The sequence below is a fragment of the Gardnerella vaginalis ATCC 14018 = JCM 11026 genome, assembly GCF_001042655.1.
In the GTDB taxonomy this organism is placed as follows: domain Bacteria; phylum Actinomycetota; class Actinomycetes; order Actinomycetales; family Bifidobacteriaceae; genus Bifidobacterium; species Bifidobacterium vaginale.
Map to the genome: position 1 here is coordinate 973,685 of NZ_AP012332.1, position 13,528 is coordinate 987,212.

Annotated in this window: 10 protein-coding genes; 1 reads left to right on the forward strand and 9 read right to left on the reverse strand. The window is 41.3% G+C overall.

Features of this window, described 5'->3' with window-relative positions; translation table 11 throughout:
- Positions 1-153 precede the first annotated feature (153 nt).
- Entirely contained in the window at positions 154-1,404 is a 1,251-nt protein-coding gene (locus GAVG_RS03765; RefSeq protein ID WP_009993755.1) for an AGE family epimerase/isomerase, read from the forward strand.
- A 178-nt stretch (positions 1,405-1,582) separates the two neighbouring features.
- Here GAVG_RS03765 and dnaG read toward each other — a convergent pair whose 3' ends face one another.
- The 9 genes from dnaG to GAVG_RS03810 all read right to left on the reverse strand — a co-directional run bounded on the left by dnaG (position 1,583) and on the right by GAVG_RS03810 (position 13,219).
- A complete protein-coding gene (gene dnaG / locus GAVG_RS03770) occupies positions 1,583-3,685 on the reverse strand; it encodes a DNA primase (protein WP_009993754.1) in 2,103 nt (700 codons plus the stop codon).
- A gap of 59 nt (positions 3,686-3,744) precedes the next feature.
- Positions 3,745-5,028 carry a deoxyguanosinetriphosphate triphosphohydrolase gene (locus GAVG_RS03775; RefSeq protein ID WP_004113534.1) on the reverse strand — a complete coding sequence of 428 codons (1,284 nt, stop codon included), beginning with the start codon at positions 5,026-5,028 and terminating at the stop codon, positions 3,745-3,747.
- A gap of 44 nt (positions 5,029-5,072) precedes the next feature.
- A complete protein-coding gene (alr, locus tag GAVG_RS03780; RefSeq protein WP_013399623.1) occupies positions 5,073-6,428 on the reverse strand; it encodes an alanine racemase in 1,356 nt (451 codons plus the stop codon).
- A 126-nt stretch (positions 6,429-6,554) separates the two neighbouring features.
- The gene (locus GAVG_RS03785) at positions 6,555-7,100 is read right to left on the reverse strand and encodes a GNAT family protein (protein ID WP_013399624.1); all 546 of its coding nucleotides are present in this window, start codon (positions 7,098-7,100) and stop codon (positions 6,555-6,557) included.
- 60 nt (positions 7,101-7,160) lie between these two features.
- Positions 7,161-7,661 carry an S-ribosylhomocysteine lyase gene (locus tag GAVG_RS03790; protein ID WP_004113527.1) on the reverse strand — a complete coding sequence of 167 codons (501 nt, stop codon included), beginning with the start codon at positions 7,659-7,661 and terminating at the stop codon, positions 7,161-7,163.
- A 182-nt stretch (positions 7,662-7,843) separates the two neighbouring features.
- On the reverse strand, positions 7,844-9,517 hold the full coding sequence (locus tag GAVG_RS03795) for an ABC transporter ATP-binding protein (RefSeq protein WP_009993502.1): 1,674 nt from the start codon (positions 9,515-9,517) through the stop codon (positions 7,844-7,846).
- A complete protein-coding gene (locus tag GAVG_RS03800) occupies positions 9,507-10,352 on the reverse strand; it encodes an ABC transporter permease (protein WP_048653126.1) in 846 nt (281 codons plus the stop codon). The genes GAVG_RS03795 and GAVG_RS03800 overlap by 11 nt, the downstream gene beginning before the upstream one ends.
- Before the next feature lie 8 nt (positions 10,353-10,360).
- Positions 10,361-11,329 (reverse strand): ABC transporter permease, encoded by a 969-nt coding sequence (locus GAVG_RS03805; RefSeq protein WP_013399627.1) that lies wholly within the window; start codon positions 11,327-11,329, stop codon positions 10,361-10,363.
- A gap of 207 nt (positions 11,330-11,536) precedes the next feature.
- Positions 11,537-13,219, reverse strand: coding sequence for an ABC transporter substrate-binding protein (locus GAVG_RS03810; protein ID WP_004113520.1), 1,683 nt, complete (start codon positions 13,217-13,219; stop codon positions 11,537-11,539).
- Positions 13,220-13,528: the final 309 nt, after the last annotated feature.

Below are 13,528 nucleotides of genomic sequence, written 5' to 3' on the forward strand. Positions count from 1 at the left end.
CAGAAAATATTAAAGATGATATTTTCTAATTGGAATAATTATCTGTAGACAGCATATAAACAGCATAAATGAAGATAGGCAATTATTCATCCCTAACATAACACATGACTCTGTTGATTCAATTTTAAAATTACAATCTACGAAAGGACAATAATGCAAGATTTTGAAACAACTAAATATACGTTTGACACACAAGCCAACAGAATATTCATGGCAGAACAAACAAAACAATTACTTGATTTCGCAAAAAACTTCCCAACACCAATAGGAGGGTCAGGATGGCTCAACACAGACGGAACACTAGATAAAACACGCGGAGTACAAACATGGATTACAGCACGAATGACTCATGTTTACTCAATAGGAGAAATGTTAGGATACAAAGAAGCGAATCAACTTGTTGAACGAGGACTCGACGGACTATTAGGTCCTTTACACGACAACGAACACGGAGGATGGTATCCACAAGTAAGTTGGAACAAAGAACCTGAAAAAGACAAAATTTGTTACACTCACGCATTCGTTATACTAGCCGCATCAAGCGCACTACTAGCAGGACATGAACGAGCAAAACAACTATTAGAAGATGCATTAAAAGTATTCGATAAGTACTTCTGGAATAATGAAATAGGTTTAACAGTAGACACATGGGATACAAGCTTCAATAAGCTTGATTCTTATCGCGGGCTTAATGCAAACATGCATACAACAGAAGCATTTCTTGCAGTAGCTGATAGCACAGGAGATGAAAAATATAGAGAACGCGCAAAGCGCATAATCAGCCACGTAATCAATTGGGCATCTAACAACAATTGGCGAATACCAGAACATTTCAACGATCAATGGCAAGCAGACTTAGAATATAATAAAGACAAAAAAGATGACCAATTTAAACCATACGGTGCAACACCAGGTCATGGAATCGAATGGTCAAGATTAATACTCCAATGGGCATACAGTTACTATAAGGAAGATTGCAAACAGCGAAGAGAAGCATTAAACGCTGCAGAAAATTTGTTTAACCAAGCATTAAAAGATGGATGGAATGCCGATGGGCAACCAGGTATCGTATACACAACAGATTGGAATGGAAAGCCTATAGTCCACGACCGTATGCATTGGACACTAGCAGAAGCAATTAATACATCATCAACTCTTTACAGAATCACTAAAAATAAGCAATATGCTACTTGGTATAAAGAATTCTGCAAATATCTAGACCACTCAGTCATTGATCATTCTAACGGTTCGTGGTTCCATCAACTCGATGATAAAAACAATGTTTTAAATACTGTATGGACAGGAAAATCAGACGCTTATCATGCTTTCCAATCCACTCTGATTCCATTTATAGATACGACGTGTTCTATAGCAAGTGCTATATACAGAGAGCAACTTGATTAATAATAAAATATTGTTAATTTATTAATTTAATAATCCACATTGCAATTAAATCTGCAGTGTGGATTATTTCATCACATACACTCCAAATATTTCACAAATACGTATAAAAATATAAAAATGAGAAACGTTAAAAAGTAAAGTAAACAGCATTAGGACGTAAATACAATATTGATACACATTATAGAATTTGCGACTGAAGGTCTTTTCGAGCGCTTTCCATTTTAGTGATTTGACCTAAAAGAGTAAGCTTTTCTTGACCATCAGGAAGCTTACTCATACGAACTTTAAAAGCTCCGATCTTTCGCATAAAACCAACGTCTAAAAGCTTAATAAGCAGCTCGTTTGCGTACTTTTGCTCTTCTTCACTAGGAACGCGCAAAAAATCAGATGGTCCGCCTTTAGCACTTTCGCCACTATAGTCGTAAGCAGCCGACGAGTTAAGCGAAGAAGCGCTACTTAAGCCCTTGCTTAAAGACAATGGAAGAGGCATTACAGAAAGCTCGTTAATAGCGCCTTCTAACATAGGGCCAGCAGCTTTAGTTATAATATGAAGCCATAATCCTTGACTTACATTTGAAGTAGGCAATCCCCCAGCTGCCACAAAAGCCTGAAAAAGCGTTCTAAAAACTGGCGTAATAAAATTATTCAAAGTAAGCTGAGCAAAAAGCTGACTGTTAAACGCTAAAGGAGATTGCATAAGAACAGCCATAAATTGCTGCTCACACATAAACACGGAATCGTCAACCTTATAGTAACTTTGATTTTTGTACGCGCTTCTAAGCATAGCTGTTTTTATAGCAGCTTCATTCATGCTTTGAGAACGCTGATCAAATACGCGAGAATCCGCGGAAACGATAGAAGAATAGCTTTTAGAATAAGCGTCATCGTCTATAACATGCAATCGCCTTCTATTAGACTCCACTTCCCTACGCATAACGTCTAAATCAACACCAATATTTCTAACAGCTTTCCTAGTGTACAAGTCCAACAAAGACCTATCTCGAATTTGCGCAACAAGAGGAGCAACCGCCTTAACAGCACCCATCTGCCCTGTTGCAAAAGACGTGTCAAACTTACGAATAACAGTGTCGATTACAAAATCGTAAAGAGGATTAGCGCGTGCAATCAAAGAGCGAACAGCCTCATCTCCCCTTTGAATACGCAAATCACAAGGGTCTAAATTGTTATCTGCAACAGCAACAAAAGTCTGTGTTAAAAACGCTGAATCTAAGCCAAAAGCATGTAACGCAGCTTTCTGACCTGCAGCATCTCCATCGAAAGTAAAAACAATACGCGAACTAACTTTTTGACCTTCTACTTTTACAGGCCCCACAAGCTGAATCGCTCCCAAAGAATCGTCTGCAATAAGACGGCGAATAATCTTCGCATGCTCCGCACCAAAAGCCGTTCCACAAGTTGCAACAGCAGTATCTACACCAGCTAAATGGCAAGCCATAACATCCGTATAGCCTTCCACAATCACAACTTGACGCTTTTTAACAATATTCGATTTAGCAATGTCAATTCCATAAAGAACCTGCGTTTTTCTATACAACACAGTATCTGGAGTGTTAATGTACTTTGCACTAATAGAATCGTCGTCATAAAGCTTTCTAGCGCCAAAACCCAAAGTTCTGCCTGTAGAATCGCGAATAGGCCACGTTAATCTGCCGCGAAAATAATCGTAAATTCCGCGCTGACCTTGGCGCGCTAAACCTGCGTCCAATAATTCTTGACGAGTAAAACCCTTATTAGACAAATATCTAACTAGAGTATCCCAACTATTCGGCGCATATCCGCAACCAAAACGTTCACATTGCGCTTGAGTAAAATTACGTCCAGCAAGCAAACTACGAGCTGGAGCTGCTTCTTTAGAGTTGATTTGGGACACGAAAAAACGCTGAGCTTCCTCATTTGCTTCTATAAGACGAGCACGCTTAGAACCTGCGTGAGCACTATCTTTACCAGCTTGCGATTGGTCATAATGAACTTCAACGTGGTATCGATCTGCCAACAGTTCTACTGCCTCGCGAAAATCAATGTTTTCTTTTTGCTCAACATACTTAAAAACATCTCCACCAGCACCGCAACCAAAGCAATGCCAGACACCTAAGCCTGGACGAACGCTAAAACTAGGCGTTTTTTCATCGTGAAACGGGCAAAGCCCCACAAAAGTACCCGTCCCAGAAGGCTTAAGCGTAACAGTTGCAGATACAATATCGTACAAATCTGCAGCAGCGCGCACACGCTCAACGTCTTCTTTTACAATCATTCCAGCCATAATCTCTAGCTTATCGCAAGCCAGCGGCTATAAAACACTCGCGCAAGATAAATGCAAATTTAGCACAAAGCGGCATGAAGAGCTGTAGCAGAACCATCTGTAAGACTTGCAACTTGATCAATCGCAACTCTTAAACGCTCGCCTTCGCTAGAGCAAGTATTCCAATCACTTATAAACACAGCTTCCATAGCATCGTGCGCTCTTGGAGACTTGCTCATAAAAACTTCAACCAAATCTGTTAGAATCTTTTGCTCACGCCTATAAAACTCGCGCTCTCTAGGTTGGATTATAAAATGCACAGCCAAGCTTTTAAGAACGATTATCTCGTAAGATGTTTCTGGCGGAATAACAACATTTGCGCGGTAGCGAATCAAAGCACCGCTCCCATATTTTTCTCGAGTTGCTCTCTCAACTGAGCTTGCAAACCTGCCGATTAAAGCACTAGTAATATTCTTTAAGTGAGCGAGAGACCTTCTAGAACCGTCATAAGAATCGGGGAACATGTTAAGAGCGCGCAAACGCTTAAAAGCCGCCAAAAGACTATCCGCATCCCACTGGCTGCCATACCAATTATGAGCTTCTTGAACAACTTGATCCGCAACGCTTGAATCCCAAACAAGCTCCGTATTAAAAGCGCCAGTCACAATCGCGTCTTCAATATCGTGAACACTGTACGCAATATCATCGGAAAGATCCATAATCTGGCATTCCATAGGTTTTAATTCGCGAGGAGAGCCACTTTTTAGCCAATCAAAAACTTCCCTATCATCTGGGTAAACGCAGAATTTTAGGTCACGCTCGCCTTTATCGTGCGCTTTTGCTTCATCAAAACCCCAAGGATATTTAACAGCAGCATCCAAGCTTGCACGCGTAAGATTTACTCCTGCACTAGCGCCATTTTCTCTAAAAACTTTAGGCTCTAAACGCGTTAAAAGTCTAAGAGTTTGAGCATTTCCTTCAAAACCACCAATATTGCTGGCGATTTGAGCAAGCGCGCGCTCGCCATTATGACCAAAAGGCGGATGACCTAAGTCATGAGCTAAGCAAGCGCAATCTACAACATCTGGATCCGCGCCAAGCATCGAAGCAATCTGGCGACCAATTTGCGCAACTTCCAACGTGTGCGTTAAGCGCGTTCGAGCAAAATCGTCGGAGCCTGCTACAAGCACTTGGCTTTTAGCGCCGAGTCTTCTAAGCGCTGAAGAGTGGATTATTCTGGCTCTGTCTCGTTCAAACGGAGTGCGAGCGCGCGTGTGGTGAGGCTCGCTAGCCCATCTCTCAGTATCGTGCAAGCTGTATTCGCCAACAACTTCGTTATCGGAAGTAATCACATCGTTACACATTAAAAACCTCTTCAACTAATCGCAAGCCGCAAATCACAAAATATTTAGATTAAGCTTTTTTCATCCAACATTTTTATGTCTTTTTTAGGCAAAACTTCGTAAGCATTCTTATACAATCGAGGAACTCTAGGGCCAATCCCAGTCATAATCTCGTAGCTTATTGTTCCTGCAGCCGCCGCCCAATCGTCTGCCGTCGGCTCCGCATATTCAATACCTCTGCCTGGCCCAAAAAGCCTGACTGTATCTCCTTCTTTAACCCCAAGCTCTTTAGCACTGCCTTTTAAGTCAACAATAAATTGATCCATGCAAACGCGCCCCGAAACATGCAAAATCCTAGCACCGTTATTAGTTTCTACGCGCACTGGTCCTCCAGGCTTATTAACATGCCGAGATCCTTGCATATCGTATCCGCTAGCGGCGCGCAAAATGCCATCCGCATAGCCGAGCGGAACGATTGCTGTGCTTGTATTGTCTGGCGTTAAATACGTGCGGCCGTATGAAATGCCGTGACCTGCTTCTACAGATTTAACTGTTCCTAATTGCGCTTGTAAAGTCATAGCTGGACGCAAGTCGTAAGTTTGAGGCACTCCCATAACGGGGTCTGGCTCGTATCCGTACAATCCAATTCCTGGGCGAACAAGCTCAAATCGTATCTCTGGTCTGTTAAGAGTTGCAGCCGTATTAGCCAAATGTCGGATTTTAGGCTCCAAACCAGCTTCGCACATTCTGCGAGTAAAATCGTGGAATTGCTCAATTTGCCTATCTGTAGACGACACAAACTCTGGAACGTCTGGGCAATCAGCAACAGCCAAGTGACTCCATTGCCCAATAACTTCGATTAATCCCTGGCTAGAATATTCACTAAGTTTTTCTAAAGCATCACTAAAGCCTGCAGGCGTAAAACCGTTTCTGCCAAATCCTGTATCTACCTTAACGTGTATGCGCGCAGCGGCGCCAACCGATTTAGCAGCGAGCGCAACAGCATCAATTGAATCAAGCGAGCCAACAGAAATATCAATATCCGCGTTTATTAAATCAGCAAAAAGAGACGTTGGAGCGCTAGTAAGCCACGTAAGAATACGGCATCTGCTTGAATCAATTCCACACGCGCGAAGTCGCAAAGCCTCGTAAGGTTGAGCTGTACCAAGCCAAGTTGCTCCTCCTGCTAGAGCTGCGAGCGCACTAGGAATAAGCCCGTGACCATAAGCGTCTGCTTTAACAACTCCCATAACTGCTGGCGACTTTTGCCCAGGCTGCAAATCTTTAGAAACACGCTCAATCAGCGTTCGCATATTATCCCTGAGCGCTTTTAAATCAACGATTACCTGACCCGGGTATGTACTTAAGGCGCGAGCGTAGTTTTCTTGCAAAATCGCTTGTATACTCGAATTTTTACACATATCTCACGCCTTTACTTTTAGTTTTTAGCTTTATGTTTAATTTTTACTTTTATATTTATTTTTTGTCTACTATATCTGCAACTAATTTTGACTTACATTTTAATACTGCAAATACAGCAAATACCGCTAATACCGTATTACATGATTATGCGAGCGCAACCATTGATACGCGATTCTAGTTGCACTATGCGCGCGATCTGGAATCACAACAAGACCACACTTGCTAAAGCCTTCTCGCAAAATAACTTTTTGCATAATCAAGTTGTCGGGATGAGTGTCGATTCTAACATTAGAGTAGTTGAGCTTAGCCCATTTTAAACACTCTCTTGCCATTTTTGGCTTGACTCCCGAAGATGCAAGTCTATGGATTGTAACGTATGGCAAAACGTCATCTAGCCACGCTCCGTCAATCTTTGCGTAGACTTCATCAAGGCCCTCGCACAGTGCAAATTGCGCCAAAATGCGCTCATTGCCAAAGTCTGGGTCCGTGTCTACAAGAAGATTAAAACGGTTCAAACGAATATCTTCTATAACACTAGATGTTAGAGGAAAACGATCTCCCCATTGATGAGGATTGCCATTATTTGCCATAAATACTCTTGCTCTCTCATAAATATTTTCAATATCTTTTAGATCGCTAAGAGTTGCTTTCCTCAATCTTATTTCACACATACACCCCCCTATGCCTAGAATATGGCGATTCTACAGTATTACACAAGCGAACGCAACAAGTCACACAATCTTACGCTCAAAAGGATCGGAGCTAATGCCCTTGTCTAAAATATCTTTGCACCATTGACGCGCTCCAAACAAACTATGATCGCGGTAGTTTCCGCAAGACTCAATAGTTGTAGCTGGAACATCTTCCCAAGTAGCTTTGTACGCAATAAATTCAAGCGATTCCTTCAACGCGCGCGCAACATCTTCCGTGCTATGAGTGCCCCAAGTTAAAAGGTGGAATCCTGTACGGCAACCAAATGGAGAGCAATCAATGTAACCTTCAATGCGCTGACGCAAAAGAACAGCAATCGTATGCTCAATCGTATGCAAAGCGCCCGTAGGAATAGCCTCTTGGTTAGGCTGAGTTAAGCGAATATCGTAGTTAGAAATAACGTCTCCATTCGGGCCTTTTTGAGTGTCAATATAGCGAACATATGGAGCTTTAACTTTAGTGTGATCAAGCTCAAAGCTTTCTGGACGAGGAGTCGGCTGATTGTTTTGATTTTCGCTCATTTTATCTTTCCTAACTTGTAATACATGCGCAAAATGTATGCGTAAATATGCATAAATAACGATTACTAAATAATATTAGACGCTATTCTTGCCAAACACACATAAACGCGAATTTAAAAGATATTTTTTATTGACTTACAAAGCTTATTACTTACAAACTTGCAAGACTTACCGATACAGACTTACAAAGTAGCAGCATCAATAAGTTCACGCGTGTAGCTATGTTTTGGATTAGTTAAAATTTGACTTACATTCCCAGATTCAACAACAACGCCATCTTTTAGAACAACAACACTAGACGCCAAATGCTGAATCATACCAAGATCGTGGCTAACGAATACGCACGCCATATTAGGGCGATTTGCACGAATCACATTAAAAGCATCTAAAATTCTTGTGCGCTCAGCAACATCGATTGCGCTCATTGGCTCATCTGCAACCAAAACTCTAGGATTATTGATTAGCGCGCGCGCAATCGCAACGCATTGAGCTTGCCCACCCGAAAGCTCGCAAGGGTATCTTTTGCCAAAAACATTAGGATTTAATCCAACTAAATTCAAAACATCATCTACTTTAGAATCAATAACATGTGAATCAACAGTATTTGAATCAACAGTATTTGAATCAGAACTCATGTTTTTACGCCATATTTCAAGCGGCTCAGAAACACTTTTTCTAACTGTCCAACGCGGGTCTAAAGCTGCAAAAGGATGCTGAAATACAAGCGAACATTGTCTTCTCATATTTACGTAAGCAGAATCTTTTAAACTTGATTTTTTAGCATTTTTAGCAGTTTCAACAACTTTGCCGCAATACTCTATTCTTCCTTCGCTTATTTCTTGCAATCCAAGCAAAGAACGAATCAAAGTTGTTTTACCACTTCCAGATCCGCCAATTAGCGCTAAAGATTCGCCAACTCTAAGATTAAAATCAACTCCTTTTAATGCTTCAACGCGCGTCTTTGAACTTCCTAAAACAACGTGAACGTTTTTAGCTTTAAAAATGCAATCATCTTTAGAAGAATCATTCTTATTTAAATCGCTTTTACAGTCAAGGCTTAGATCATTATTATCTAAACTTAAATCATTTTTACTAAGACTTAAAGCGCGCGCCGCAAGAACAAGCTGTTTAGTAGAGCGCACCTTAGGATTTTCTAGCAATTCACCAACACGCGCACTATCGACTAATCGCCCAGAATCCAAAACATAGCAACGAGTAGCAGCGCGAGAAAGTACCGAAAAATCGTGAGTAACAAAAAGCATTGAAGCGCCCATATTATCAACTAAAGAAGTGAGCATATTTACAACATCTTTTTGCGTAACAGAATCAAGAGCAGTAGTCGGCTCGTCTGCAAGAATCAACTTAGGGCAAGTTATAAGCGCTGTAGCAATTCCAACTCGTTGCATTTGCCCGCCCGAAAGCTCAAAAGTGCGCTTATGCAAAATATTCGCGCCTAAACCAACTTTTTCAAGCATAACTTTAACGCGATTTTGAATATCGTCTTCGTCTAAATTGTAATGAAGCCTAAGAGGTAATGCGATTTGCTCGCTAACACTCATAACGGGGTTAAGAGCACGATCCGCCTGCTGAAAAACAACGCCAGCATACTTGCCACGAATGTTTGCAAGCGCAGAATCGTTAGCGCCAACAGTTTGGGCATTGCCAACATGGCAAGAGCCAGTGATTTTGCAATTAGACGGAACTAGGCCAATCGCAGCTCTTAAAAGCATTGATTTACCAGAGCCAGAAGATCCAACTAACCCAACGCGCTCACCATCTTTAACGTTAAGTGAAACATCACTTAAAATGCGCGAAGATCCAATGCTAAGAGATAATCCTTTTATATCAAGACTCATTCTTAGACTCCCTATTTGCTGGATTTGTAACACTTCTTAAAACATCGCCAAAAAGATTAAGAGCCAAAACTGTTAAAGTAACAACAAGACCAGGCCATAGAGCTGCAAGCGGGTAAACGTGAATCAAAGTAACCGAAGTAGAAAGAACACGACCCCAGCTCGGCACTCCCGAAGGAACACCAACACCTAGATAAGTCAATCCGCTTTCCGCTAAAATAACAGTTCCTGCCGAAAGCGAAAGCTGAACGGAAGCAATAGGCAAAATATTAGGAAGAACATGCTTTAGCAGAACGTAACTTCTGCTAGCTCCATTAGAAATCGCGCAATCAACATAGTTGGACTTAAGAACAAGAACAGCACTTGGACGCAAAATACGAGCAAGATTTAAGCCATATCCAAATCCGCATGCAAGCATAATTACAAGAACGGATGCTCCAAGAGGCACAGCAAGCATAAGCGCAATCAAAACCGTTGGAATGGAAATTAAAGCATCTACTGCCATAATGCTTACGGAACGAATTTTTTGAACGCGACAAATCGTAAAACTCAAAATCACAAACCCAACAACGCTTGCAATCACAATTGTTGAAATAACAAGCAAAATCTCTACCCTAGAACCAGCCATAAGCCAACTAAGCATATCTGCACCCGTGCCATCTGTGCCAAGCCAATGATTTAGCGAAGGCTTTTGCCATACCTGGTATCCGTTTGTTTCTAGAAGAGAATAAGGCGTCCACACAAAAGAAAGCGCAGCTACAAAAATCCACAAGCACAAAATAATGCAAACAAATTTTCCAATAATTCCGCGCCAAATGCGGCTTAAAAACTTAATCATTGCTTGAATCACTCCCCACTTGAATCTTGGCTAAGTCTTGAATCCAACAAACGATGCAACGCGTCAATCGCAAATCCAACAAGCAAGAACAATGCAGAAAGCATAAAAAGATTGCCTTGAACAGATATAAGATCTCGCAAACCAACATCGCGCACAAGACCCATACCCATTCCGGGAAGCGAAAACAGATTTTCAATAACCATTACGCCCATAATCATGTGCGCAAAAGTCAAGCCGATTACAGACACAAGTTGCGGCAACGCTAATCGCAAGCCAACGCGCCAAATCATTTGCTTTTTAGTCATTCCACAAGCCATGGCTTGCAATGCAATGTCACTATTAGAAATCTGTTCTAATGATGCTGCAGTGTAACGCATAAAACCAGATCCAACAATAATGCCAACTGTTAGCGCTGGAAGAATCAAAGACAAAAACGCACTACCAAAATCACGCCAACCATCTGTTGGAAAACCTTGAGTAGGGAAAAGCTCCACCAAACCAATACCCTTGCCAAAAATCATGATTAAAATCATTCCACCCCAAAGAGCTGGGACAGATCCTGCTGTAATAGCACAAAACCTTGCGACTACTTGCGAAGCCTTGCCAGAATGCAAAACTTGCAAGCATCCAAGAGGAATACCAATTGCGAGCGCAATTAAAAGTCCAAGGAAAATAAGTGGAAAAGTTATACTAGCACGCATAGCAATAGTGGATGCAACGGAGCGACCAGTGAGCATTGAAACACCAAAGTCACCTCTAAAAACGCCAAAAATCCACTCTAAATATTGAACGAAAAGGGGCTTGTTTAATCCTAAATCGTGTCTTAATTGCTCAACTTTTCCATCTGGCGCGTTTAAGCCAGCCATAACTTGAGCAACGTCTCCAGGTAAAACTCTAAGAGCAAGAAATACGATTGCAGAAATAAATAGCAGCGCTACAAAAAACAACGTGATGCGTCGAAGAATCATGCGCTTCATACAAACCCCTTACTTAATTTAATGTTTTCCGAAAATTTCCGCTTTTTGTTGCTCTACACACCATCTTGAGCTACAAAACCCGTCAATCTTTTCCGCTTTTTGTTGCTCTACACACCATTTTGAGCTACAAAACCCGTCAACTATCTCCGCACTTTGTAGTCCAACACGCCGTAAATCAGCAACATTCTCGGGAGAATTTAGAGCAAATCAGCTAAGTCGCAAGTTGTATAGCGGCAAAAGAACTTGATTAATATCAAAAGGCATGCCTTCAAGATTCTTTACCTTAGCTGTAACAACCTTATAATTAAGCAACCAATCTGCAGGAGCATCCTTGCTAACGATTCTCGCAGCCTTGGCAAGAAGCTTATTAGACTCCTTAGTATTCGCGCAAAGCATTGCCTTAGCATACAAATCCTGAACCTGCTTATTGTTGTAACCATAGTAATATTTAGGATCTGCCCACTGGCCAAAATCATGGCTTTCATTGTGATCTACCATAGACAAATCGTAGTTTTTATTGTTATAAACGTCGTGAAGCCAAGTAGTAAATTCTACAATGTTTACCTTCAGATCAATGCCAATCTTCTTTAGCTGAGACCTCAACTGGTCACCAAGTTGCGTTCCATAAATATTCGGGTATGTAAGCGAAAGATGCAAAGGATTTGATTCGCTGAAACCAGCCTCCTTCATCAATGACTTAGCGCGCTTAACATCATGAGTGTAAATATTAGTCAAATCCTCATAACCTGGGTCAAGAGAAGGAATCGGTCCGCCAAGCAAAGCATCCGTACCGCCGCGTGAAGCAATAATCTGCTTATGGTCAATAGCATATCGAATCGCTTGGCGCACGCGCTTATCTTTAGTCCGCTCACCATTCATGTTCATAGCAAGCACAAATTTATCGGTACTGTTTCCAGCTTTAACAACATAGCGCTTTGCATCCGCTTTAAAAGTCTTAGCAAGCTGACCTGAAATAGGCGCCAAAGCTTGAACAGCTCCAGAAGAAAGCGCATCTACAGCAGCAACATCATCCACAAAATAGCGAACAACAACTTTTGATGTTCTAGGCTTATTAATACCCTTGTAGCACGGATTTGCCTTTAACACAACACGGTCATTCGGCACAAACTTTTCTACCAAATACGGGCCAGATCCAACAGCTTGAGTTTTAGCATCATAATTCGCAAGCTTATCGAAGACTAAGCCAGCTCTAGAGCACAACGCCCACAAAAGCTTTGCGTTTGGCTCTTTAAGCTTGATTTCAAACGTGTAATCATCTTTAGCTTTAGCGGATTCAACTTTTCCAACCATGTTTGATCCGCGATATTTCTTTGCAACAAGCTCGTTAAAAGACCACTCAGCATCTTTAGCAGTAAGCCTGTGCTTGTTAGAAAACACGACTCCCTTACGCATGTGGAACGTGTACTTTAAGCCATCTTTGCTTATTTCCCAACTCTTTGCAAGGGATGGAACAACCTGATTTTTAGTATTTCTAGCTACAAGACCTTCATACACGTTTCCAATCAATAACTGTTCCAAGGAAGAGCCAGATTGATTGCGAATATCGAGATTTGTAGGAGCAAGTTTTAATCCGATTGACACAGTTTTATTTGATACTTGTGTAGAAGATGTTTGACTTGCAGGATTTTTTTGCGGACCTGTAAACGTTGCAATAATAGCGCTAACCACTGCAATTACTACGATTGCTACAGAAACAAGCCAGAATTTTCCTAAACCACGCTTATTAGTTTTATATCCCCTTTTAGACGCAGCGTTAAGCGAAGCATCTGTACTAGAACTAAATTGCGATTGCTCTGCGTTTTCTTGCCCATAGAATTTATCGGTCGCGTCGTTATTGTACGCGCCATCTTTGGGTTCTTTGTTATCCATTCAACAAACCTTTCTGGATTGTAATTAGATACATTATTTATATTTAATTTATATTTATTCTGTTTTACAGCTCGTCGCTTTATCTAGCTGCAACTTTCGCAACCATAAAGTCAACGGCAAACACAATCGTATCCGATTCACAAGTCAAACGAAGATGCGGTGAGTCTAAACAACACATTGCATATTTGCATGATTTTTCAGATATTTTAAGCCTATTTTATTACCATATATCCTACGAATGTGGTTAAATGCCAACAGGCGTAAACTTGCAAACGTGCGCAAAATCCTAAAAAGATTAGAATCACGCTA